At 62.8% G+C, this 23,501-nt stretch carries 17 protein-coding genes; all 17 read left to right on the top strand.

Annotated elements, in window-relative coordinates:
- Nucleotides 1-515: 515 nt before the first annotated feature.
- On the top strand, nt 516-1,688 hold the full coding sequence (locus tag CIC07_RS15815; protein WP_076354770.1) for an exonuclease SbcCD subunit D: 1,173 nt from the start codon (nt 516-518) through the stop codon (nt 1,686-1,688).
- Nucleotides 1,685-4,777, top strand: coding sequence for an AAA family ATPase (locus CIC07_RS15810; RefSeq protein ID WP_076354771.1), 3,093 nt, complete (start codon nt 1,685-1,687; stop codon nt 4,775-4,777). The genes CIC07_RS15815 and CIC07_RS15810 overlap by 4 nt, the downstream gene beginning before the upstream one ends.
- A 100-nt stretch (nt 4,778-4,877) precedes the next feature.
- Nucleotides 4,878-8,462, top strand: a complete 3,585-nt coding sequence (addB, locus tag CIC07_RS15805; protein ID WP_076354772.1) for a helicase-exonuclease AddAB subunit AddB — start codon at nt 4,878-4,880, stop codon at nt 8,460-8,462.
- The gene (gene addA, locus CIC07_RS15800) at nt 8,459-12,589 is read left to right on the top strand and encodes a helicase-exonuclease AddAB subunit AddA (RefSeq protein ID WP_234992885.1); all 4,131 of its coding nucleotides are present in this window, start codon (nt 8,459-8,461) and stop codon (nt 12,587-12,589) included. The genes addB and addA overlap by 4 nt, the downstream gene beginning before the upstream one ends.
- A gap of 5 nt (nt 12,590-12,594) precedes the next feature.
- Complete coding sequence (locus CIC07_RS15795) at nt 12,595-13,185, top strand: hypothetical protein (RefSeq protein ID WP_094248055.1); 591 nt, start codon at nt 12,595-12,597, stop codon at nt 13,183-13,185.
- 193 nt (nt 13,186-13,378) lie between these two features.
- Nucleotides 13,379-13,885 carry a hypothetical protein gene (locus tag CIC07_RS25465; protein ID WP_234992886.1) on the top strand — a complete coding sequence of 169 codons (507 nt, stop codon included), beginning with the start codon at nt 13,379-13,381 and terminating at the stop codon, nt 13,883-13,885.
- 231 nt (nt 13,886-14,116) lie between these two features.
- The gene (locus tag CIC07_RS15785) at nt 14,117-14,473 is read left to right on the top strand and encodes a histidine triad nucleotide-binding protein (protein WP_076354775.1); all 357 of its coding nucleotides are present in this window, start codon (nt 14,117-14,119) and stop codon (nt 14,471-14,473) included.
- 85 nt (nt 14,474-14,558) lie between these two features.
- Nucleotides 14,559-14,732, top strand: coding sequence for a 30S ribosomal protein S21 (gene rpsU / locus CIC07_RS15780; protein WP_005547957.1), 174 nt, complete (start codon nt 14,559-14,561; stop codon nt 14,730-14,732).
- A gap of 15 nt (nt 14,733-14,747) precedes the next feature.
- Nucleotides 14,748-15,191, top strand: a complete 444-nt coding sequence (locus CIC07_RS15775) for a GatB/YqeY domain-containing protein (protein ID WP_076354776.1) — start codon at nt 14,748-14,750, stop codon at nt 15,189-15,191.
- A gap of 306 nt (nt 15,192-15,497) precedes the next feature.
- Nucleotides 15,498-16,238, top strand: a complete 741-nt coding sequence (locus tag CIC07_RS15770; protein WP_157741921.1) for an NfeD family protein — start codon at nt 15,498-15,500, stop codon at nt 16,236-16,238.
- A gap of 13 nt (nt 16,239-16,251) precedes the next feature.
- Entirely contained in the window at nt 16,252-17,247 is a 996-nt protein-coding gene (gene floA, locus CIC07_RS15765; protein ID WP_076354779.1) for a flotillin-like protein FloA, read from the top strand.
- 43 nt (nt 17,248-17,290) lie between these two features.
- On the top strand, nt 17,291-17,935 hold the full coding sequence (locus CIC07_RS15760) for a hypothetical protein (protein WP_076354781.1): 645 nt from the start codon (nt 17,291-17,293) through the stop codon (nt 17,933-17,935).
- Between the two features lie 338 nt (nt 17,936-18,273).
- The gene (yqfC, locus tag CIC07_RS15755; protein WP_076354783.1) at nt 18,274-18,567 is read left to right on the top strand and encodes a sporulation protein YqfC; all 294 of its coding nucleotides are present in this window, start codon (nt 18,274-18,276) and stop codon (nt 18,565-18,567) included.
- Nucleotides 18,564-19,757 (top strand): sporulation protein YqfD, encoded by a 1,194-nt coding sequence (gene yqfD / locus CIC07_RS15750; RefSeq protein ID WP_076354785.1) that lies wholly within the window; start codon nt 18,564-18,566, stop codon nt 19,755-19,757. The genes yqfC and yqfD overlap by 4 nt, the downstream gene beginning before the upstream one ends.
- A 7-nt stretch (nt 19,758-19,764) precedes the next feature.
- Entirely contained in the window at nt 19,765-20,736 is a 972-nt protein-coding gene (locus CIC07_RS15745; RefSeq protein WP_076354787.1) for a PhoH family protein, read from the top strand.
- Between the two features lie 17 nt (nt 20,737-20,753).
- Nucleotides 20,754-23,003: an HD family phosphohydrolase gene (locus tag CIC07_RS15740; protein WP_076354789.1), complete on the top strand. Its 2,250-nt coding sequence runs from the start codon at nt 20,754-20,756 to the stop codon at nt 23,001-23,003.
- Complete coding sequence (gene ybeY, locus CIC07_RS15735; RefSeq protein ID WP_076354791.1) at nt 23,000-23,500, top strand: rRNA maturation RNase YbeY; 501 nt, start codon at nt 23,000-23,002, stop codon at nt 23,498-23,500. Before CIC07_RS15740 ends, ybeY begins: the two co-directional genes overlap by 4 nt.
- The last annotated feature ends 1 nt before the right edge of the window (nt 23,501 follow it).

Below are 23,501 nucleotides of genomic sequence, written 5' to 3'. Positions count from 1 at the left end.
GTTTTTGAGCTTGCAGGCTTTGTTGATTTAGATCCGAAGAGATTCAAAGCCTGCTCTCAGGGCATGCGATCAACGAGGCTTTGCAGGAAGGCGGCGCCGCAGGCGCCGCCTTTTTTTTGCGGAATGAACCGGGCTTCGATCCGATGGGAGAGCGCGGACGGGCGTGTGCGGCGCTTGGAGCTGCAAGGAAGCAGGCGGGAATCTTGAAACTGGAGCCTTGAAGCTGAAGCAGCTGCCTAATGAAGCGGGCGTCAGAGCATCGGCTTTTTTACCGGAGCCGCAGCCGGATATCCGACCGCATAAGGGGGAGTCCCTGCCGGCGGCGCGGTTTTCCGGCTTCTCCATCGGACCGGATGGGTACATTTGCAGCTTCCGCAGGGGTTGTCATCAAGGATGGCTAATGCTACTGTATAAGAACATATGTTCATTGATAGAGTCATAGCGGGATCGAATCCGAAGGCGCGGGCACGGTCGGATCGCCCGACGTTCGCGACATAGAAAGGAAGCGGTAAGCGGTGAAATTCCTACATACGGCAGACTGGCATCTCGGCAAGCTCGTTCAGGGAGTCTATATGACGGAGGACCAGCGGCATGTCCTTCAGCAGCTTGTGCGCGCGGTGGAGGAGGAGCGGCCGGATGCCGTCGTCATCGCCGGCGATCTGTACGACCGCGCCGTGCCGCCTACCGAGGCGGTGGAGCTGCTCGACGAGACGCTTTACCGCATCGTCATCGAGCTGGACACGCCCGTGCTCGCCATCTCCGGCAATCATGACAGTCCGGACCGGATCAGCTTCGGCACCCGCATGATGTCTCGCCGGGGCCTGCATCTGGCCGGGGCGCTGAAGGCGGACAGCGTGCCCGTCGTCCTGTCCGACGAGCATGGCGAGGTCCATTTCCATCTGGTTCCATACGCGGATCCCGCGATGGTGCGACATGCCTTCGGCAACGAAGACATCCGCACCCACGACGACGCCATGAAGGTCGTCACGGACCGCATCAAGGCCGGGATGGAGCCGCAGGCGCGGCATGTATTGGTGGGGCATGCGTTCGTCACTCCCGGCGGCGTGCCGGAGGCGAACACGAGCGAATCGGAGCGGCCGCTCTCGATCGGAGGGGCGGAGCATGTCAAGGCGGAATATTTCGGACCGTTCCATTACACGGCGCTCGGCCATCTGCATCAGGCCCATTGGGTGGAGAGGGAGTGCGTCCGCTACGCGGGTTCGCCGCTCAAATACTCGGTGTCCGAGGAGCATCACCGCAAAGGCTTTTTCCTCGTCGAGCTCGACGGAGCGGGACAGGCTTCCGCCAGCTTCCGGCCGCTGCACGCCCGCCGGGACATGCGGAGGGTAGCGGCTCCTATCCGCGAGATCGAGCAAGATCACGAGCCGAGCGGGGATTATGTGTTCGTAACGCTGCTGGACGAGAATCCGGTGCTTTTTCCGATGGAGAAGGTCCGCTCCGTCTACCCTAACGCCCTCCATGTCGAGAGGAGGCCGGCCGCAGGCCTGCTGCCGCCGGAGCAGGGAGATGGCCCGGGAGGGGCGAAGGCCCGCCGCGACCGCGATCCGGTCGATCTGTTCGATGCTTTTTACCGTGAAGTGAAGGGCGCCGAGCTCAGCAAGGAAAAGAGAGAGCTGTTCGGGCGGGTCTATGCCGAAGTGCTCCAGGAAGAGGGGGCGGGGCGATGAGGCCGATCAGACTGGTTTTGACGGCTTTCGGGCCTTACCGGGACGGGGAGGCGATCGACTTCGAGCCGCTGCACGAGCGCGGCTTGTTCGTCATCTCCGGACAGACGGGCGCGGGCAAGACGACGGTGTTCGACGCGGTCTGTTATGCGCTCTACGGCACCGCGAGCGGCGAGGACCGGGCGGAGGCGCGGATGCTTCGGAGCCATTTCGCGGGAGACGATACGCCGACGTCGGTGGAGCTCGTTTTTGCCGCGCGTGGACGGAAGTACCGGGTATTCAGGCAGATGCCCCATCGCAAGGCCGGCAACAAGAGCGAGACGGGCGGCAAGGCGGAGCTGTACGAGCTTACGGCGGAGGGAGAATCGCCTCTGACGGACCGCTTTCACATCAAGGAGGTCGACGCCAAGCTGGAGGAGATCGTCGGCCTCAGCCGAGACCAGTTCATCCAGATCGTCATGCTGCCGCAAGGGGAGTTCCGCAAGCTGCTGACCTCCGATACCGAGAACAAGGAAGAAATATTGCGCCGCCTGTTCCAGACGGGGCTTTACCGCAGCCTGGAGGAAAGCTTCGCGAGGCGCAGCCGCGAGCTGCGGGAAGTCGCCAAGGACAGCCGTCAGCGGCTGCTGTATATGAGCGAGCAGGTGCGGGCGAGCCTCCCTGTCCGGGCGGAAAGCCGGCTGGAAGAGCTGCTTGCGCAAGAGCATGCGGCTCCTTCGCGCCTGATGGAAGCGCTGGAGGAGGAAGCCGCTTATTTCGGCGGCCTGGCAGCGGGGCTGGAGCGCGGCCGGCTGGAGGCGGAAGCCGCTTATGAAGCGCAGCGGACGAAGCTCGCGGAGGCGTCCCGCCTGAATGCGAGGCTCGACGAGCTGGAGGCGGCCGAGGCGATGGCGGCGAAGCTGGAAGGCCGCGGAGGCGAGATGGCGGAGCTCGAGGCGAAGCTGGAGCGGGCGGAAAGAGCGGCTCGGCTGGCGCCGTACGAGGAGCAGTCGCGGCGTGCGGCAGCCGAGGCTGAGGCCGTGGATCGGAGGCGCGCCGAAGCATCCGCCGCAGCCGCAGCCGCGGAAGCGGAGCATAGGGCCGCGGCGGAGGCGGCCGAGGCCGAGGAGGCGCGCGAGCCCGAGCGGCGCAAGGCGGAGATGGAGCTGCAGAAGCTGCGCGAGCTGCTGCCGGCGGTGCGCACGCTCGGCGAGCGGCAGGGAGAGCTGGCGAAGCAGCGCGCGGAGGAGGCAAGGCTTGGACGCGAGGCGGATAGGCTTGCCTCCGAGCTGGAGCAGGAGCGCGTCCAGCGCCGCGCGCAGGCCGACCGGATGGGCGCGCTTGAGCTTGAGACGGAACGTCTGCCACAGACGCAGGAGCGGCGCACGTTCATGCAGGAGAAATACAAGCTGCTGAAGCTGATGGCCGATACCGAGCGGCTTGCGGCCGAGCTGGAGCGTCAGCAGGCGGACCAGGAATCGGCCGCGAAGCGCCTGCGGCTCGATGCGGAGGAGCTGGAGCTGCGCTGGATCGAAGGTCAGGCGGGCAGGCTCGCGGCGCATCTGCATGACGGGCGTCCTTGCCCGGTATGCGGCAGCGCGGAGCATCCCGCTCCCGCTGCCGCCGCAGACGGCGGCGTGAGCCGCGAGCAGCTGCAGGAGGCCAAGGAACGGCTGCTTCATGTCGAGAGAGAGCTCAGCGCCGCTGCCGCGCAAGCGGCGGCCGCCCGGGGCCGCGGCCAGGAAGCTTGGCATCAGGCGGATGCGTTCGGAATCGGTTCCGACCGGCTGGACCTCCAGCTGCAGGAGGCTCTTTCCGAGGGGCTGTCGCTCAAGGCGGAATGTCAGCGGCTCGCGTCGCTGCAGATCCAGCGGCAGGAGCTCCGCGAGGCGCTCGCTGTCCGTGACCGCCGCCTGGAAGAGCTGCAGGCGTCCAAGGAGAGGCTGCTGCAGGAGCTGCAGCCGCTGGCGCTGGACATAGCGGCCCGGAGCTCCCGCCTGGAGGCGGAGCTCGAAGCCGTGCCGGAGCCGCTGCGCGACGCGGCGGCGCTCGAGAAGCTGGCGGCCGAGCTGGAGGCGCGCTGCGCCAGGATGGACAGCTTGCTGAAGGCGGCGCGCGAGCGGCTGGCGGGAGGCTCGTCCCGCCTTGCCGAGGCGCGGGCCCGCCTGGAGCAGCTGTCCGTGCAGGCCGAAGAAGCGGCCGCAGCCGGCAAAGACGCCGCGGAGCGCCTCCGCCTCGAGCTGGAGGCGGCAGGCTTCGCTTCCGGAGCCGAGTACCGGGAGGCAAGGCTGGACGAGGAGCTGCGCAGGCAGGGAGCCCGCGTGCTGGAAGCGTACCGGTCGGAGCTTGCCGCGCAGCGGCGGCTCGCCGCCGAGCTGCGCAAGGAGCTCGACGGATGCGTGCGCGGCGATGCGGCGGAGCTTGCCGCCGAAGCGGATCGCCTCAAGGCGGTCCGCGAGGAGGCGGACAACCGCTGGCGCCGCTGCAGGCAGCTGGCTGAGAACGCCTCCTCCCTCAAGGCGGCGGTTGGCGAGGCTTCGCTCCGATTCGAGGATTCGGAGCGTGCGCTGGAGGAAGTGGCCGATCTGCACGAGATGCTCAAGGGCGACAATGCGCTGAAGATGTCCTTCGAGCGGTACATCCTCATCGAGTTTCTGGAGCAGATCCTGTACGCCGCCAACGAGCGGCTGCGGGTGCTCTCGAGCGGACAGTTCATGCTGGAGCGCAGCGGCCGGCTCGAGGCGAGAGGGCGTCAGAGCGGCCTCGGCCTCGACGTCTACGACAGCTACACAGGCCAGAACCGGGACGTGAAATCCCTCTCGGGCGGCGAGAAGTTCAACGCCTCCCTGGCGCTCGCTCTCGGCATGACGGATGTCATCCAGGCCCATCAGGGCGGGGTATCCATCGAGATGATGTTCATCGACGAAGGCTTCGGCTCGCTGGACGAGGAGTCGCTCGGAAGGGCGATCGCGGCTCTGGCGGACCTGCAGCGGGCGGGCAGGATGATCGGCGTCATCTCGCACGTCCAGGAGCTCAAGGACGCGTTCCCGGCCGTGCTGGAAGTGAGCAAGACCAAGGAAGGGCACAGCCGGACGAGGCTGGTGCTCAAGTAACTCGGCCGCGGCAGCTACATCTGTTCGCTCACCCATCTGTAGTGCGCCCCGGCAGCTATAGCCGCCGGCACGATTAAAGCCGTAGAAGGAGGTTCGGCCCATGGGGCTTCGCATCATAACAGGAAGAGCGGGCACCGGCAAGACTTCGGCCTGCCTGGACGAGATCCGGGCGCTGCTGGCCGAGGAGCCCGGCGGACCGCCGCTGATTCTGCTGACTCCGGAGCAAGCGACGTTCCAGACGGAATACGCTCTGCTCGGCAGCGGCCCGATCCGCTCGAGCCTGCGCGCCCAGGTGCTCAGCTTCCGCAGGCTGGCGCTGCGCGTCATGCAGGAGACGGGCGGAGCGGCGATCATCCCGGTCGGCGAGAACGGCAAGAACATGCTTCTCCACAAAATTGTCCACCGGTTGTCCTCCGACCTGCTGCTGTTCCGGGGAGGCGCGGACCGGCAAGGCTTCATCGGCAAGCTCGGCGAGCTGCTGACGGAGTGGAAGCGGTACGGAATCCGCCCCGCCGACATCGAGGAGAGGCTGGGAGACGGGCCGACGGGCGGCCCTGCCTCGCTGCTCGCGCGCAAGCTGCATGATCTGTCCCTGATCTACGGCGCCTTGGATGGAGAGCTTGCCGGGCTGTATATGGACGACGAGGATCATCTGCTCCATCTCGCGGAAGGCTTCGGCGGCTGCGGCTCCCTGCGCGGAGCGCGGATCTGGGTGGACGGCTTCAACGGCTTCACGCCGAACGAGCTGTCCGCCCTCGGATCCATGCTGCGGCATGCGGAGCAGGTGACGGTGACCCTTTGCCTGGACAGGCCCTATGACGACGGCGTCCGTCCGCATGAGCTCGACCTCTTCCATCCGGCGGCGGACACATATATCCGGCTTCGAGCCTTGAGCGAGGAGCTGTCGGTTCCGGCCGATCCGGCAATCGCATTGCCTGCCGATGCGCCGCCGCGATATGCGCGGGGCGGCATGCTGGCCCATCTGGAGAAAAGCTTCGGCTGGTGGAGCCCGATGCCGGATCCGGCATCGGCCGGGCAGGCGGAAGCCGTTGTCCTGACGGCCGCCGCGAACCGCAGGGCGGAAGTCGAGGCGGCCGCGAGGCAGATGCTCCGGCTGACGCGGGAGAAGGGCGCGCGCTGGCGGGAAATGGCTGTCATCGTGCGCCAAAGCGCGGAATACAACGATGCCATCCATAACGTGTTTACGGATTACGGCATTCCCTTCTTCATGGACCAGAGCAAGGACGTCCTGCATCATCCCTTGTCCGAATTCATCCGCTCCGCCCTGGAGACGGTTCTCTACGGCTGGAAGCATGAAGCGGTTTTCCGCTGCGTCAAGACGGAGATGCTGTTTCCCGAGGACGGCAGGATGGACCGCGAGCGCTACGACCGGCTGGAAAACTACGTCCTTGCCGCCGGCATCGAGGGACGGCAGTGGAAAAGCCCCAAGAGCTGGAAGCCGCTCCTGCGCGGCGGAGTGGAGGACGAGCCGGCGGAGGCGGATGCCCGCAGGCTGGCGGAGTTCGAGGATCTGCTGAAGGCGCGCAAGGAGCTTGTCTCGCCGCTGGCGAGGCTCGAGCGGGCGATCGCCAAGGCCGGGACGATCCGGGGCATGTGCGAGGCGCTGTTCGATTTCCTGGACCGCTCTGGAGCCGCATCCAGGCTGGAGCGGCGCAGCGAGAACGATCTGGCCGAAGGAAGGCCGGGCTCCGCCCGCATCCACCGGCAGCTCTGGGACGGCGTCATGAGCCTGCTGGATCAGCTGGTGGAGATGGCGGGTGAAGAGGAGGTGCCGGCGGACCTGTTCGCCGGCATGGTCGAGACGGGGCTGGAGAGCCTCAAGCTGTCCGCCGTGCCGCCTTCCCTGGACCAGGTCGTCGTCGGCACGATGGACCGGACGAGGACGGGAGATGTCCGCTTCAGCTTCGTGCTCGGCGCCAGCGACGGCGTCCTGCCGATGCGCATGCAGGAAGACGGCGTGCTGACCGAGAGGGAGCGGGAATCGCTCGGCGACCTGGGGCTCGAGATGGCTCCCGGCATGAGAAGGAAGCTGCTCGATGAACGCTTTTTGATCTACAGGGCGTTCCTGTCTCCTTCGGAAGGGCTCTGGGTCAGCTGGCCGCTGGCCGACGAGGAAGGCAAAGGCCTCTATCCTTCCGAATATGTCCGGCATTTGAGAAAGCTGTATCCTTGGCTGGAAGCCCGTCCTGCGGCGGCCTTTCCGGAGAAGGACGAGGGAGAGCGGCAGCTGCTGGAGTACATGGAGCTGCCGCAGCGCACGCTCTCCTACCTGATGCCGAGAATCCGTTCCTGGATGGAAGGCGGAGAGCTGACCGGCTTGTGGCGGGATGCGTACAATTGGTTCGCTGTCCGGCCGCAGTGGCAGTCCCGGCTGCAGGCGATGCTGGATTCCTTGAGCTACGCCAACCAGGAGGCGGCGCTGACCAAGCGGACCGCGGACAGGTTGTACGGAAGCCGGCTGACGGCGAGCGTCACCCGGATGGAGAGGTTCGTCTCCTGTCCGTTCCAGCATTTCGCCATCCACGGTCTCGGGCTCAAGGAGCGCAAGCTGTACAAGCTTCAGGCGCCCGATATGGGCCAGCTGTTCCATGCGGCGCTCAGCCGAGTCGCCACGGAGCTGGGCGAAGGCTGGGGCAGGGCGGGCAGCGAGGAGATCAAGGCGGTATCCGGCCGTGTCGTCGAGGAGCTGTCGCCCCGCCTGCAGTCGGAGATTCTGCTCAGCAGCGGGCGCTACCGTTACATCGCCGGCAAGCTGAAGGACATCGTCAGCCGCGCCGCCGTCGTGCTGGGAGAGCATGCGCGCAGGGCGGAGTTCCAGCCGGTCGGGCTGGAAGTGGATTTCGGGCCGGACGGCACGCTGCCCCCGCTGGATATCGAGCTGCCGGACGGAGGCAGCATCCGCATCGTCGGAAGGATCGACCGCGTCGACGCGGCCCGATCGGACAAAGGCCTGCTGCTGCGGGTGCTGGACTACAAGTCCAGCGCGACCCAGCTTCGCCTCGAGGAAGTCTCGCACGGCCTTTCGCTGCAGATGCTCACCTACCTGGACGTTCTGCTCACGCATGCCGAGAAATGGCTGGGCTCCTCTGCGCAGCCGGCGGGCGTCCTGTATTTCCATGTCCATAATCCTGTGCTCAGCGTTCCGTCGGGGCTTGAGCCGGACGAGGCGGCGGCGATGCTGCTCAAGCGCTTCAAGATGCGCGGACTGCTGCTCGACGACGCGGATACGGTGCGCATGATGGACGGAGCGATGGAAGGACGCTCCGACCTGCTTCCGGCGGGCTTCAAGAAAGACGGGACCTTCCTCAGCGATTCGGCTCTGGCGTCGGGAAGGCAGTGGGAGCTGCTGCGCTCTTCGGTGCGGCGCACGATCGCGACGATCGGACAGTCGGTCAAGGACGGCGAGATCGCCATCCGTCCTTACCGCCTCGGCTCCAAGACGCCTTGCCAATTCTGCTCGTACCGGCCGGTATGCCAGTTCGACCCGCTCAACGAGGCCAACGAGTACCTGAAGCTCGGGACTCCGGGCAAGGAAGAGGTGTGGCGGTCGCTCGAGGAGCTGGCGGAAGCCCAGGCAGAGCCTGCTTGCGCCTCCGTGGACATGAGCGCCATGGACGGAGCGGCGGAGCCGGATGAAGACGGAGAAGGAAGGAGGAGGACATGAAGATGGCAGCAGGCTTGATTCCCAAACCGGAAGGATCGACCTGGACCGACGACCAGTGGCGGGCCATCACGGCGCGCGGCGAGGATGTTCTCGTCGCGGCCGCGGCCGGCTCCGGCAAGACAGCCGTTCTTGTCGAGCGGATCATCCGCATCATATCGGAGGATACCGACGTGGACCGGCTGCTCGTCGCGACCTTCACCAAGGCGGCCGCGGCGGAAATGAAAGAGCGGATCCGGACGGCTCTGGAGGCCGCTCTGGAGCGCGATCCGTCCTCGGAGCATCTGCGGCGGCAGCTGGCTCTGCTCGGCAGGGCATCCATCACGACTCTGCACTCCTTCTGCCTGGATGTGATCCGCCGCTACTATCCACTGATCGGCCTTGATCCCGGATTCCGGGTCGCCAACGAGACCGAAGCCGAGCTGCTTCGGCTGGAAGTGCTGGACGAGCTGTTCGAGGAGCATTATGCCGGAGATGCCGGAGGCGACGGGGATTTCCTCCGCCTGGCGGACCGCTACGGCGGCGAGAAGGGCGACGAGCCCTTGTACCGGCTAGTCCAGCAGCTCTACGACTTCTCGCGCTCGCAGCCTTGGCCGGATGATTGGCTGCGTGCGATGGCGGCCGCTTTTTCCGCCGGAGGACCGGAAGAGCTGCAGGGAAGCCCTTGGGTCGCGGCGCTGGAGGCGGATATTGCGCTCGCGCTGGGCGGCGCCAGGCTCGCGCTTGAGGAAGCGCTTCGGATGGCGCTCCAGCCGGAAGGTCCTTCCGCTTATGCAGACACGCTGCGGGAGGATCTGAATCTGGTCGCCGGACTGTCGGAGGCGGTCGCTGCCCGTCCTTGGGACGAGTGGCGGGACGCCTGGCAGCTGGCGGGTGGCTTCGGAAGGCTGAAGTCCGTGCGGGGCGGCGATGCCGACAAGAGCCTGCAAGAGCGGGTCAAGGATCTTCGCGACGAAGCGCGATCGCTCGTGGACGAACTCGGCAAGGAGCTGTTCAGCCGCTCGGCCAAGCAGTATGCGGCCGAGCTGGAGCAGCTGGCGCCGCTCATGCGCGCCCTGGCGGAGCTCGTCATTGAGTTCGACGGGCGCTATCAGAAGGCCAAGCGGAAGAAGGGGCTCCTCGACTTCGGGGATCTGGAGCATTACTGCCTGCAGATTTTGAGGGCGGACGACTCCAGGCCGGGCAGCAATCTGCCATCCGCCGCAGCTCTCGATTACCGCAAGCAATTCCGCGAGGTGCTGCTGGACGAATATCAGGATACGAACCGGGTCCAGGAATCCATCGTCGAGCTGCTGACCGGATTCTCCGGAGAGGGAGAAGGCGGCACCCGCTTCATGGTCGGGGACGTCAAGCAGAGCATTTACCGGTTCCGTCTGGCAGAGCCGGATCTGTTCCTGGAGAAATACCGTCTGTTCCAGCCTGCCCGGCAAAAGGAAGCGGCCGCCGATGCAGCGGGCATCGACGCGGGAGCTCCCGGACGCCGGATCGATCTGGCCCGGAATTTCCGCAGCCGGCTGCAGGTCGTGGACGGAGTGAATGCGGTATTCAAGGCTCTGATGAGGGAATCCGTGGCGGAGATGGAATACGATGAAGCCGCCGAGCTGGTGCTTGGGGCATCTTATCCGGACCCGGACCCTCCGCGCGCGAACCGGATCGAATTCGCGCTGATCGACCGGGAAGGCACCGGCGGGCGCAGCGTCCGCGAAGCCCCGGCCGAGCAGGCGGAAGGATCGCCGGAAGCGGAGCAGCGGGAAGAAGCCGCCGACCTGCAGACCGCCCAGCTCGAAGCCCGCTACATCGCCGGACGCATCCGGCAGCTGCGGGAAGATGGCTTCGCCGTCCATGACCGCAAGGGCAAGCGGGGACTGGCCTGGAGGGACATCGTCATTTTGCTGAGGGCGACGAGATCCTGGGCTCCGATCCTGATGGAGGAGCTGCAGGCTGCCGGAATTCCGGCTTACGCCGAGCTTGGCAGCGGATACTTCGACGCCGTCGAGGTGGAGGTCATGCTCTCGGCGCTGCGGGTCGTGGACAATCCCTATCAGGACATTCCGCTCGCCGGACTTCTCCGTTCGCCGATGTTCGGCCTGAACGCCGAGGAGCTTGCCGGAATCCGGATCGGGGGCGGCAAAGGCTACTTCTACGAGGCGGTTGTCAAGGCAGCCGACGACCTGCTTACGGAAGGGGGACTGCGGCGCAAGCTGTCGCTGTTCCTCGGCAAGCTGGACGAATGGCGGGACGCTGCCCGTCAGGGCAGCCTGGCCGACCTCATCTGGCGCATCTACGGCGAGACCGGTTATTATGATTGGGCGGGAGGTCTCGCCGGGGGCATGCAGCGTCAGGCGAATCTAAGGTCGCTGCATGACCGGGCGCGCCAGTTCGAGGCCGGCACCGCGCGCGGCCTGTTCCGCTTCCTCCGCTTCATGGACCGGATGCGGGAGAACGGCGGGGATCTCGGCACGGCCGGCGCTCTCGGCGAGGGCGAGGATGTGGTGCGGATCATGTCCATCCACAAAAGCAAGGGGCTGGAGTTTCCGGTCGTGTTCATCGCCGGACTGGGCAAGAAATTCAACCAGCAGGATATGAGCGCGCCGTTCCTCATGCACAAGGAGCTCGGCTTCGGTCCCAAGTTCATCGATCCGGACCTGAGGCTATCCTATCCGACTCTTCCGTGCCTGGCGATCCGCCGCCGGATGAGGATGGAGATGCAGGCGGAGGAGCTGCGTGTCCTGTACGTGGCGCTCACCCGTCCCAAGGAGAAGATGATTCTCGTCGGCACGACGGACGATGCGGCGAAGACGACCGAACGGTGGGCATCGGCGCTGGACGAGTCGGGCCGGCTGTCGGATTACCGGATCGCCTCCGCGCGCCGGTTTCTGGACTGGCTCGGACCTTTGGCCGGAGCGGGCATGATGGATATCGCCGCCATGCCGCCTGCCGAGACAGCGCCGGAGGGAACGGAGCGGGAGCTTCCAGTCCGCCCGGACGGCGGATCCCCTTCAGCTTCCGAGGGAGCGGAATGCGGATCGACCGCCGTGGAGCCGCAGGCAGACGGCTTGGAGCCCGCTGCGGAATCAGCGGCTGCAGACCAGCCGGCTGCCGGCTGGTCTGCAGCCGCCGAAGCGGCCGCTCCTGCCGGCAAGCGGCTTCCAGGCCGGAACGGCTTCGAGGAATGGGAAGCCGGAGTCGTGCCGTATTACACGCTCGGCTCCGAGGCGGCCGCAGCGTCCGATGCCGGTCCAGCCGGACCTGACCCGGACGAGCTGCAGGCGGTCATCGGCATGATTCCGATCGCGGCCGGCGGCTGGGAAGCCGAAGTGGAGCGGCGGCTTTCGTGGGAGTATCCTTACGGAGAGGCATCGCGCATAGCGGCCAAAACCTCCGTGACGGAAATGAAGCGCATGCGGGCAGAAGCTTATCGGACGGAAGATTCCGCTTCTTACGAAGAAGGTCCATATGTCGACAAGAATGGCGGCGGCTTTCCGGCCGTGCCGGAAGCTCCCGGCTCCTATGGCGCCAGCCGCAGCTCGCAGCAGCGGACGGAGGGCTCCTCCTTCCGTCTCCGCAGGCCTCAGTTCATGGAACGCAAAAAACTGACGGCGGCCGAGAAGGGAACCGTCCTTCATACGGTCATGCAGCATTTGCCGCTGGCCGGCAGCATTGATCCTGCGGCGGTTGAGGAGACGGTTGCCGGGCTTGTCCGGAAACGGATCCTGTCCGAGGAGCAGGCTTCTGCCGCCGATACGGATTCGGTCGTCGCTTTCTTCGTGGGAAGCCTCGGCCAGAGGCTGCTGCGCTCGTCCAAAGTGCGCCGCGAGGTGCCGTTCAGCAGCACGCTTCCCGCAGCGCGGGTATATCCCGGCACGAGCGCTGCGGAGGCCGGCGAGCCCGTGCTGATCCAAGGCGTCGTCGACTGCCTGTTCGAGGAAGGGGAGAGGCTCATTCTCGTCGATTACAAAACCGACCGTCTAGCCGGCGCCGCATCGGAAGCGGCCGAGAAGCACCGGTTCCAGCTGGAGCTGTACGCCGCCGCGATACAAGCGGCGCTCGGCAGGCCCGTCGATGAGCTTCACATCTATTTCCTGAGCAGCCGCGAGGCCGTTCAGCTGACTCCTGACGAAAAGGAATGATTTTGTTGGAAGCATCATCACCACCGGAAACGACCAAGCGCTCCTATGCGCTCGCCGTGACGCTCGTGCTGCTCACGGCCAGCCTCATCGGCAACGTGTTCTTATTCTCCCTGCATCTTCAAGACAAGCAGCAGGACCGCGTGGACAAAGGAAAGGCGATTCTCCAAAGCATGGGCGGAACGAGCCGGTCTTTGTCGAATCTTGAGGCTCTGCTGTCTGCGATGGAAGAAGCAAGCGGGGCGGAGAGAGACAAGGCCATCTATGATGCGGGGGCCATGTTCCTGGGACAGTCCGGCTCGTTCCTGACCTTGATGGACAGCGGCAAGGAATTCAGCGCGGACGCCTCCACGTGGCCGGCGGAGTACAAAAAGACGGCCGTTGCGTTCATGGACAGGGCCGGCAAGGATATCGTCTCCGGCACCAAGGAGGACAAAGCTCGTCTCGCGCAGACGGCCAAGGAGCTGACCCGGCTGCTCGGGGGCGTCGACTTTTCGATCGACAGCAAGGAGCGCGCCCTGACGATTCAAGCCGATAAGGGCTGGCCCGACATCTGCCTGCAAATGCTGAACGTCATGGAAGCCTACTTGAAAAGCTGACGACCAAGCTCTTGACCAAAAGCGGCCCTCAGGCCGCTTTTTCTGCCAAATGCCCCCCGCGCTGGGCGGAATGCATGTCGACGGCGCGGCTGCCGCTCAATTTTTCGGAGCCTCTCTGAATTTATCGGGACAAATAACCATCTGCCCATGGGCTGCATAGGATAACGCAGAACCTATGAGGAGTTGGTCTTCTTTGGAACCTGTCAATCCTGTTGCGACGACGCTTCCTGCCGCGCATCATAAAACTTCCACGGCACCCGTCGGCAAGCCTTCCACGGCGCCGGCCGCAAAGCCATCCACGATGCCCGTCATGCCGGAGCCGTCGATTCCGGCGCCGATGCCGATGGCTCCGCCGGTCATGAACACGACCATCAACGTGCTGGTCATGGAAAAGCCGGAGATGAAGCATTTCTGCGACAACCACAAATACCGGTACGTCCTTGCCCACACGAAAGACGGCTGGTGCTGCGACGGCTTCATCGAGCATTACGACGACGAGTATGTCTGTCTTGCCATCCCATGCGACATGGGCGAAGCGCATCCGCGCGCATTCGGGCCGGGCTTCGGACCGGGCTTCGGACCGGGGTTCGGACCCTATCCGCCGCTGTATCCATATCCATACTACCCGCGCCGCCGCTTCTCGCGCGCCGTATTCCCGCTGGCTGCGCTTGCCGGCCTTACGCTGCTGCCCTTCCTGTAGTCTCCCTCATCCCGTACGAAACTGCCGCGAAGCCGCCCCAAGCCGGCTTCGCGCTTCTTCTCCGTCAATGGAGGACGAGCCTTGGCGGGCCAGATGAGGCCGGCATGGATCGCAGAGGAGGAAGGCCTCGTGCCGTATCCGAAAAAGCTTCTCAACTTCATTAGACGGCAAGCCTCTTTTGCGCTACAATAGGGGGATCAAGGTCTGGAGACGAAGGAGCTGTCGGGAGCTGTGAGCGATTGTATATTCTGCAAGATCGTTGAAGGAACCATTCCCTCCACCAAAGTCTATGAAAGCGCCAATGTTCTTGCTTTCCGCGATATCATGCCTGCGGCGCCCGTACATATTCTGGTCATCCCCAAACGCCATATACCGACGATGAACGACGTGCTCCCCGAGGACGGCGGGCTCATCGCCGAATTGTTCCAGACGGCCGCGTCGCTCGCCAAGGAAGAGGGCATCGACGAGTCGGGCTACCGTCTGATCAACAACTGCAACGCCGACGGAGGGCAGACGGCTTACCATCTGCATTTCCATCTGCTTGGCGGCCGCAAATTAGGCGCTTTGGTGGAAGGACACTCGAGTTGACACCGGCTTTCTCTTTGAATTATAATGAAGATTGATAAGCCGTGTTCATGCTCTGGACCGTCTGTTTCGGAGGGAGGGATAACAAGTGTCTGAAACGAAAGTTCGCAAAAATGAGACCATCGATGCTGCACTCCGCCGCTTCAAGCGTTCCATTGCTAAGGACGGTGTCCTTGCAGAGGTCAAGAAGCGCAAGCATTACGAGAAGCCGAGCGTTAAGCGCAAGAAAAAATCCGAGGCTGCGCGTAAGAGAAAGTTTTAGGAGGATCCTTCCGATATGAACCTGAGCGAACGATTGAACGACGATATGAAGCAAGCCATGAAGAATCAGGACAAGTTCAGACTCACTACGATTCGGATGGTGCGCGCCGCAGTGAAGAACCTGGAGATCGAACTCAAGCGTCCGCTTGAAGACGAAGAGGTTCTTGACATTGTGAGTCGTGAGATCAAACAGCGTAAAGATTCCCTCCAAGAATTTCAAAAAGCGGGCCGCGAAGATCTTGCAAAAGATGTCGCAGCAGAAATTGATATTATTAGTGTTTACCTTCCCACGCAGCTGACCGAAGAAGAAATCAAAGCAATAGTAGAGCAGACCATCCAGGAAACCGGTGCTTCTTCCAAGGCCGAGATGGGTAAAGTCATGAGCGCCCTGATGCCTAAGGTCAAGGGACGCGCTGACGGTAAGCTAGTAAACCAAACGGTACTGCAATTTCTGCCCTAACTCGGACCACTCAGACACTCCCCTCCGGGGAGTGTTTTTTGGTTTAAACGGGGAAATGCTTGTCATGCGGAACCCATGCAGGCCATACAGCTAGTTATAGCGGGATTTCGGCCTGATTTAAGCGAAACCAACCGCATTCGGCCGACGTATGTAAAGGTATACGAATAAAAGGTTTACCAATTGAAACAAGGGGGTGTTTCAGTGGGAACAGGAAAAAAAGCAGGGCTGGGAATCGGATCAAGTTGCTTTGACGAAAAGAAACCGACAGCCGAGTCCGGCCGCTTTCATTTGTTCAGGGTCATGAAAATGACGGCTTTAACGGCGGCAGGGCTGCTCTTGCTGCCGTCCCAGGGGTTTGCGTCGGAATCCGGCATGCTGCTGGCTGCCCAGACGGAATCGGCAGGCAGCTGGCTGTCGATTCCAGCGGTGGCGGCGATCCTGCTCTTCATCGGATTTGCCGGCACGATGCTGGCGCTGCTGCTGTCGGGCTTCGCTGCTCCGGGCCTGATCGGCATCGCGGCATTCGGACTCTTTTTCCTTGGTGCCCATCAGGCGGGATACAGCAACGGCTATGACGTCTTCTTCTTTGTTCTAGGCGTTCTGCTGCTGGCGCTCGAGCTGTTCGTGCCGAGCTTCGGCATCTTGGGCATACTGGGAGCGTTGGCGCTGTTCCGAGCGGTTCTGATGAGCTTCGAGGACAGCTTCACTGCGGTTGTCTGCATGCTCACCGCGCTTGCCCTGGCGGTCATCGTTGTAACCGCTGTAGCGCGGCGCTTCAGGGACCGGGGCATATGGAACCGGTTTGTTCTCCGGGACAGACTTACATCCGAGGAAGGGTTTTTGCCCGCCGCTTCCAAGGAGCAGCTGCTGGGACAGCGCGGCATCACCATCACTCCGCTTCGTCCGGCAGGAATCGTGGAGATCGGCGGGGAAAGAATCGATGTCGTGACTTCCGGCGAGTTCATCGCCCAGCACGCCGCGGTTCTGGTATCTCGGGTAGAAGGCACCCGCGTCATCGTCAAGGAATCAACGAATAACGACCAATAAAGGAGTCGATGGAATGGACTATAGTTCCGTAGGGTATGTAATCGCCGCAATTGTGGTTGTCGTCGTCATCGCATTGTTTCTGAGTTTCTTTCCCGTCATGCTTTGGATCTCGGCGCTCGCTTCGGGCGTGCGGATCTCGATCCTCACGCTGTTCGCGATGCGCTTGCGCCGCGTAACGCCAAGCCGGATCGTCAATCCGATGATCAAGGCGACGAAGGCCGGTCTGGGCCTGTCGATCAATCAGCTCGAGAGCCATTACTTGGCGGGGGGCAACGTCGACCGTGTCGTCAATGCCCTGATTGCCGCGCAGCGCGCCAATATCGAGCTCGAATTCGCCCGCGCCGCCGCCATCGATCTGGCCGGCCGCGATGTGCTGCTCGCCGTGCAGATGAGCGTCAACCCGAAAGTGATTGAAACGCCTACCGTCGCCGCCGTCGCCAAGGACGGCATCGAAGTGAAAGTAAAGGCCCGGGTAACGGTGCGCGCCAACATCGAGCGCCTCGTCGGCGGCGCCGGCGAGGAGACGATCATCGCCCGTGTCGGCGAGGGCATCGTTACGACCGTAGGCTCCTCGAATTCCCATAAGGACGTGCTGGAGAATCCGGACCTTATTTCCCGCACCGTGCTCGGCAAAGGCCTCGATGCCGGAACGGCTTTCGAGATTCTGTCGATCGATATCGCGGACGTCGACGTAGGCAAGAACATCGGCGCGAACCTGCAGACCGAGCAAGCGGAGGCCGACAAGCGCATCGCCCAGGCGAAGGCGGAGGAACGCCGCGCGATGGCGGTTGCCCAGGAGCAGGAAATGAGGGCGAAGGTCGTCGAGATGAGAGCCCGCGTCGTGGAATCCGAATCGCAGGTTCCGCTCGCCATGGCCGATGCCCTCAAGTCCGGCAAAATCGGCGTGATGGATTACATGAACCTCAAAAATATCGAAGCGGATACCCAAATGAGAGGCAGCATCGCAAAACCGGAAGGCGGAGCGGGCGACGGCAAGCAGGATCGCTGATCCCGTGCCGGCTTTTTCTTCCAGAGGAGGTGGGTAACTGCCCGTGGACAACAATCCAATCGAAGCTTTGATCCGCTTTATCGTGGAGCATATTTATGTGGTCTTTATTGTCGGCGGCGTCATCTGGTCGATCTTCAGCAAAATGGCGAAGCCAGGCGCCGGGCCTAGTCCCGGACCGCAGCGGCGGCCGTCGGGAATGCCTGATTTCGGAGGGGGCGGCCTGCCGCAGCGCACATCGAGTCCTCCGCAGCGCGCCGAAGCCCCGGCACAGCGTCCGGAGCAGCCCGTGCCGGGACCGGCACGTCCGCCTTCCGTTCCATCACGTCCATCGTCCGCCGGCCCGCTCGGACGTACGGCAGATCGCCGTACGGGCTCCATGTTGCCGTCCGAGGAAGGCCTGAGCGGGGGTGAAGGCCTGAGCGGCGGCGAAGGGAGATCGTCCGAGTGGGCGGAGCCCTGGACCGACGCTCCCGCATTTCCCGAAGCATTGCCGTCCGGACGCAGAAGCGGGCCCGACAGCCGGAGCATGGACAGCTCCGATCGTCAGCCGCTGCGCCCGTCGCAGCCTTCGCCCCCGGAGGCTGTAGCCGCACGCGCTTCCGACCTGACAGGCGAAGACATGAGGAAGGCGGTGCTGTGGGCCGAAATTATCGGCCCGCCGCGCTCCCGCAAGCCTTACCGCCGCTAGCCGTTCAGCTTGATGCCTTGGCTGAGGCCGCAGCATGGAAATCTCCATGCTGCGGCCTTTTTGCCGTGGATAAGGGTTGGACGCCATCGCGCCGTTGACGAGCGAAGCCCGCGAGATGCGCCGTCCCGGCCTCCGCATGATCCGGCACCATGTCTCCAAGCCGCTTTCCTCCGTTCATAATCGGGCCGCTCCCTGCATACTTTTTAAGAAGAAAAGACAGCGGATGGATGCATTCTGTTCTTCTCTGCGCAAAGCGCCGGCTATCCGCCCTCACTCCTGGCGGCGGAGCCGATGTCCCTCGCGGAGAAAAGCTGTACGGAGGGAGAATGGACACCTCAATGGGCAAGCTGAGCCGAAGAATGCGCAAATGGACGGCCGATATCCTCGATCTGCCCCAGGATGTGGCCTATGATCTTCCCCGGATGATCCTCATCGGGGACCGCCAGCTTTATATTGAAAACCACCGCGGCGTGCTCCATTTCTCTTCTGAGCAGCTAAGGCTCAAGCTCAGCAAGGGAGAGCTCGAAGTCAACGGGATGGACCTCATCATCCGGACGATCTGGACGGAAGAGGTGTTCATCGAGGGCAGAATCACTTCCGTTAATCTGAAGGACGGGGAGGGAAAAGGATGAATGAGGGATGGTTGCCGCGGGTGCGGGGAATCGTCACGGTGCGGCTGCGCGGTGGCGCCCAGGAAGAGCTGGTCAACGACTGCCTGAAGGACGGGCTCGCCCTGTGGTCGATCCGGCGGACAAGCCCGGAGGAGCTGGAGTTTGCCGTGCAGGTGCCGGACTTCTTCCGGCTGAAGCCGTATTTGAAGCGGACGGGCTGCCGGATTCATGTGACGCAGCGGCGGGGGCTGCCGTTCTGGCTGCGCAAAGCGGCGGGGCGCAAGTTTTTTGCGGCCGGAATCGTCCTCTTTTTCGTGACGATGTTCCTGCTCTCTTCTCTGGTGTGGACGATCGAGGTGCGGGGGACGAAGCGGATCAAGCAAGAGGATCTGCTTGCCGCAGCGAAGGCGGAGGGGGTGTATCCGTTCCAATGGTCCTGGAAGCTTCCCGAGCCCAGCCTGCTGGCCGCCAAGCTGTCGGCGCGATTGCCGGATGCGGCATGGATCGGCGTGGAGAAAAAAGGGACAAGAATCATCTTCCAGGTGGTGGAGTCCAAGCGGCCGGATGCCGCCAAGCTGAACAGTCCGCGCCATATCATCGCCTCCTCGGATGCGGTCGTGACGCGCATCATCGCCGATAAGGGAAGGCCGGTCGTCCGAGTCAACTCCAAGGTGAAGAAGGGCCAGACCTTGATTTCCGGCACGATCGGAGAACCGCCCAATACGGCTACCGTCGTTGCCGATGGAGAGGTGCGCGGCCTCGTCTGGCATGAATATACGATCGTTTCTCCGCTAAGCATCCAAACCAATGTATACACCGGGGAGAGCAAGACAAAATGGTCGGTTGTCCTGTTCGGCAGGGCGCTGCAGGTGAGCGGATTCGGAGGCGACCCCTTTGCCCAGTCGCAGACGCAGGAGAAGCTGGAGAATCTGGGCTGGCGGGGACTGAGGCTGCCGGCAGGACGGCTCAAGGAGACGGTCATGGAAACCCGGGTGGAGCAGAAGACGCTTACCCGCGAGGAGGCCGTGCAAGCGGGCATCGAGAGAGCAAAAGAGGATCTGATGTCGAAGGCGGGGGCGGATGCTGTCGTGAAGGAGCAAAAAATTTTGCATGAGAAGACGGACAATGGTAAAGTTTATATGAAAGTTCTGTTGGAAGTGGACCAATCGATCGTGAAGGAAATGCCACTAGTTCAGATGCAAGGAGAATGAGGAACGCTTGCCGACTGAGACGAAAACCGCCAAGATCGTGCTGGACAACGCTGCGGAAGGGCTTGCTTTGTTCGGTCCCCGCGATCACTATTTGAGAATGATCGAAGCTCTGACCTCCTCGCAGGTCCGCTCCCGCGATGCCGAAGTCGTCATCAGCGGGCCGGCCGAAGAGGTCGATTCCCTGGAGCAGCTCTATTCCGTCCTGCTTCAGCTCATCCGAGGGGGCTACACCCCGAGCGAGAGAGATATCATGTACGCTTACGAATTGTCCCGCACGTTGGAAGCCGACCAGCTGCTTGACTTGTTCAAGACGGAGCTGACGACGACTTTCCGCGGCAAGCCGATTCGCGTCAAGACTTTGGGACAGCGCCATTATGTCAAGATGATCAAGGCCAAGGACGTCGTGTTCGGCATCGGACCGGCCGGCACGGGCAAAACCTACCTGGCTGTCGTCATGGCTGTCGCTGCGCTGAAGGAAGGCGCGGTCAAAAGAATTCTGCTTACCCGTCCCGCCGTCGAGGCGGGCGAGAATCTCGGCTTCCTTCCCGGCGACCTGCAGGAGAAGGTGGACCCTTACCTGCGCCCGCTGTACGACGCGCTCCATGACGTCATGGGGCCGGAGGCGACCGCCAAGGCGTTCGAGCGGGGAATCATCGAGATCGCGCCGCTCGCATATATGCGCGGACGGACTCTGGACGACTCCTACATCATTTTGGACGAAGCCCAGAACACGACTCCCGAACAGATGAAAATGTTTCTGACGCGGCTTGGCTTCGGGTCCAAGATGATCGTAACGGGCGACGTCACCCAGATCGACCTTCCGAGAGGCAAGAAATCCGGCCTCAAGGAAGCGCAGCGCATCCTCACGGACATTCCTGAGATCGGATTCATCCAATTCGTGGAGCAGGACGTCGTCCGGCATTCCCTTGTGCAGAAAATCATCATGGCCTACAATGAGGATGCCGAAATCCAAGCATAGAGAGGACTGTTGGCGGCATGGACCGGAAAAGGGAAGACAGCCGGAGTGCGGCTGAACAGCCTTCATGGATCTATAAATGGAAGCAGAGCCCAGTCATTCGAACCGGGCTCTGCATTTTGTTCGTGCTGCTGTTCTACTTCAACTTGTCCCCGCATCTTGTTCCGGAGACATACAACATCACCCTGGATCAAGCGAGCGACCGCGACATTGTCGCCTCCAAAACCGTGGAGGACAAGATCGCCACGAAACGGGCGCAGGAGCAAGCCGCCGAGTCGGTCGAGCCGATCTCCAGCTCGTTGCCGCTCAAGCCGGATTCCATTCTCAACCGGGTATTCAACCGGATCGAGCTGCTGAATCAGGACGAAGGCGTCACCGAAAGCAACAAGATCGACATCTACCGCAGCGAGATCCCGAGTTATTACAATGAATATTTGGACGAGTTCAGCCGCCTGAACCAAGGGAAGCCGGGAATCAGCGATACGCTGCTGGAGGAGATGGCCAAAGCCGCCAAGGCGCAAGGCTACGCCGTCCCTGCCGAAGTGTTCTACAAGCTTCCGAGCCTGACCTCGGCCCAGATCGCGGAGATGAGGCAGGTCGGAGTGACCGTCGTCCGCAAGCTGTCGGCCGATCCGATCCGGGAAGCCGAGACGGCGCGCGCCAAGGTGGCCGAGCTCGTGAACGCCAGCTCGCTCACGCAGCGGACGACCCGCGAGATCGTGCAGGAGCTCGCCCGCATGTCGCTCATGCCGAACAAGTTCCCGGACAACGCGGCGACCGAGGAAGCCCGGAATCTCGCGAGAGAGAATACGACCCCCGTCATGATCAAGGAAGGCGGCATCATCGTCAAGAAAGGCGAGGTCGTGGGCAAGGAGAAGTACGACATGCTCGCGGGAGCGGGCATGCTCGGCGGGCAGCGAACCTACTGGCCGCAGCTCGGACTTCTGCTGGCGAGCGTCCTGTTCGTGCTCATGATCATGGTTTACCTGCAGCAGTCCGGCAGCATCAGCGGAGTGAAGCCCCGCTACAACAACATGCATCTATTCATGCTGTGGCTGATCAATCTGCTCAATCTGGCCTTGATGCAGGCGGCGGGGCTTACGCAGTCGGCCTCGATGCCTTACGCGGCTTACATCGCCCCGGCGGCCGTCGGCACGATGCTCATCACGCTGCTGCTCGACAAGCAGCTGGCGATCGTCAGTTCGTTCCTGTTCGCGATCATGGGGAGCGTCATCTTCAACGCCGACCAGAACACGCTGTTCGACTTCCGGTACGGCTTCGTCATCAGCGTCGTCTCGTTCAGCGCGATCTTCAGCGTTCACCGCGCGAGCCAGCGCTCGACGATTCTGAAGGCGGGCATCATGGCGAGCCTGTTCGGCACGGTCTCGGTGCTGGCGATCCTCCTGCTGGGCGATCTGCCCGAGCGGAAGGACATTCTGTATTCGCTCGGCTTCGCCTTCGGGAGCGGGCTTGTCACCGCCGTGCTCGTCATCGGGCTCATGCCGTTCTTCGAGCTTACGTTCGGCATCCTGTCCGCGCTGAAGCTCGTGGAGCTCTCGAATCCGAACCATCCGCTGCTCCGCAAGCTGCTGACGGAAACTCCGGGAACGTACCATCACAGCGTGATGGTCGGCAACCTGTCGGAGGCTGCGGCGGAGGCGATCGGGGCAGACGGGCTCTTGTGCCGGGTAGGGTCGTTCTATCACGACATCGGCAAGACCAAGCGGCCCAACTATTTCATCGAGAATCAGACGAACATCGACAATCCGCATGATTCCATCGATCCGAAGCTGAGCAAGTCGATCATAACGGCGCATGCCAGAGACGGAGTGGAGATGCTGAAGGCGCACAACATGCCGAAGCCGATCCGCGATATCGCGGAGCAGCATCACGGCACGACGTCGTTGAAATTCTTTTATTTCAAGGCGGTCAAGGAAGCGGAGGCGGAAGGAAAGGAAATCGCCTTCACGGAGGATGATTTCCGGTATCCGGGGCCGAAGGCGCAGTCCAAGGAAGCCGCGATCGTCGGCATCGCCGACTGCGTGGAGGCCGCCGTACGGAGCCTGCGCAACCCGACGATGGAGAACATCGAGTCGATGATCCACAAAATCATCAAGAGCCGGCTGGACGACAACCAGTTCAATGAATGCGACCTGACGCTCAAGGAGCTGGACCGGATCGCCCAGACGCTCAAGGAAGCTGTCATCGGCATCTTCCATTCGCGGATTGAATATCCGGAAGACGTGAAACCAAAGGAGAAGCTGGCATGAGTCTGAAATTGGAATGGAGCAGCGAGCAGGAAGCATTCGACATCCCCGCCGAGTGGGGACAGAGGCTGGAGCAGCTGCTGCAGCTTGCAGGAGAAGCCGAAGGCATGACGGAGGGCGAGGTTGTCGTCACATTCGTGGACGACGCCCGCATTCACGAGCTCAACAAGGAATACCGCGGCATCGACCGTCCGACGGACGTTCTCAGCTTCGCCATGCAGGAGGACGGGGAGGACGAGCCGGAGATTCTGTTCGAGGTCGAGGACGAGAGCGAGCCGCTGCCTTACCCGGACTCGCTGGGCGATATCGTGATATCCGTCGAGACGGCCCAAAGCCAGGCGGAGGAATACGGACATTCCCTGGAGAGGGAAATCGGCTTCCTGTTCGTGCACGGCTTCCTTCACCTGATCGGCTACGACCATCAGGATGAAGAGGCGGAGGCGGTCATGACGGCCAAGCAGGAAGCCGTCCTGCAGAAGGCCGGCCTCCCCCGGGCGTAGA

This window comes from Paenibacillus sp. RUD330 (assembly GCF_002243345.2).
GTDB lineage: Bacteria > Bacillota > Bacilli > Paenibacillales > Paenibacillaceae > Paenibacillus_O.
This window is presented reverse-complemented; position numbering and strand designations above follow the sequence as displayed.